Source organism: Bradyrhizobium sp. 1, from assembly GCF_023073315.1.
GTDB lineage: Bacteria > Pseudomonadota > Alphaproteobacteria > Rhizobiales > Xanthobacteraceae > Bradyrhizobium.
In genome coordinates, this window is the sequence record NZ_JADPJH010000019.1 from 1 (window position 1) to 1688 (window position 1688).

At 61.0% G+C, this 1688-nt stretch carries 1 protein-coding gene; it reads right to left on the bottom strand.

Features of this window, described 5'->3' with window-relative positions:
* Positions 1-32: 32 nt before the first annotated feature.
* Complete coding sequence (locus IVB29_RS15925) at positions 33-1637, bottom strand: IS1182 family transposase (RefSeq protein ID WP_247504327.1); 1605 nt, start codon at positions 1635-1637, stop codon at positions 33-35.
* Between the last annotated feature and the right edge of the window lie 51 nt (positions 1638-1688).

Consider the following 1688-nt stretch of genomic DNA (forward strand, 5'->3'; position numbering starts at 1 on the left):
CGAGGCTGAGCAAGAATTGGTCGTTGGCGGCCTTAGGCGATGGCGAACGAGGCGATTGCGAGCCGGGCCTGTATATTCGCCCAGAAGGTTGCGAGAGCGCCCTGGATGCGCTGCAGGAGGGCTGCGAGGGAGTGTTGGCAAGGAGCAAGCGTCTTTGCGAGTGCGGTCAGGAATGCGTCGAAGCCCAGGATGTTGAGCACGCGGGTGAAGTTGTAGCAAAGCGCCATCAGGCTCCACTCGCCGCGAACCTTGTTGAAGCCGCGGACGAGGAAATGACGGTAGCCGGCACGGCATTTGAGCGTGCCGAACGGATGCTCGACAATCCCCGAACGACGGCGCATCAGTTCGCCCGCACCCTGCATCCGCGCGCGATGTCGCTCAAGAACGTCTTCATGCTCCCAGCGACCGATCGTCCGGTAGGCCGCGTTCGAGCCGAGGCAATGGACCTTGAGCGGGCAGGTCTTGCAGATCACTCCGCGCGCCGCGTAGCGGATCTCGACGCGGCCACTGGTGTTCTTCTGCCTGCTCTTCATCGGATGTAGCTGATGGCCGGCGGGACAATGGTATGTGTCAGATGCACCATCATAGTTGAAATCCTTGAGGGCGAAGCGGCCCTGCTTCTCGAGCCGGGCGTTGCCCTCCGGCACCGGCACATAGGCCGTGATGCTATCGTCCTCACAGGCCTTCAGTTCGCGACTGCTGTAATAGCCCTCATCTGCCAGCACCTGCAGGGTCTTGACCTCGAGGGCTTCCTTTGCCGCCATGGCCATCGCATGTAGCTGGCCGACATCGCTGCTGTCGTTCACCACCTCGCTGGCGACAATGAGCTTGTGCTTGTCATCGACGACGGTCTGCACGTTGTATCCTGCGACCCCCTGGCCGCTTTTGACCAGCAGCCGGGCATCCGGATCGGTCACGGACAGCTGCGTCTGGCCATTCTCTTCCAGCCGAGCAAGATCAGCTTGTGCGCGCGAGCGCTTCGCCATTAGTGCCGCGACCTTGGCGCCGATGTCGTCGCCATCTCCACCGCCGCCATCGGGCCCATTCCTGACCGGCTTCTTGGCTTCCGCGGCGTCATTGTCCTCAAGGGACTTGCCGTAAGCCTCGATCTCCTGGTCCAGCTTTGCGATCTGATCGGCAAGCCTCTTGCGCGTAAAGATGCTGGCCTTGCTGGCCTCGCCATGGAAGAACGAGCCGTCAATCGCAACAACGCTGCCGCCGACAAGACCGAGTTCGCGCATCAGCAGCACGAAGCTGCGGTTGGCCGCCTTCAGAGCCGCCCAGTTCTCTTTGCGGAAGTTGCCGATCGTCCGATAACCCGGCTTCAGGTTCCTCAGCAGCCAGATTAGTTCCAGATTGCGGCCAGCCTCCCGCTCTAACCGACGCGACGACCTGATTTGGTTGATGTAGCCGTAAAGGTAGAGCTTCAGCAGATCGGCCGGATCGTAAGGCGGCTGGCCGACTCCTTCAGCCTTACGATCAGCATGGCGAAAGCCCAGCTTGGCAAGGTCGAGGGCACGAACGAAGCTCTCGATCGCCCGGACCGCGTTGTCCGCCCCGACATAGTCCTCAACCCGCGCAGGAAGCAGACTGGATTGCTCTCGGCTCTCGCCGGTCTTGAATGTACGATTCGTCATAAGACAAATCGTACATCAACTCCCGAAATCCAACATTCTTGCCCAGCCTCG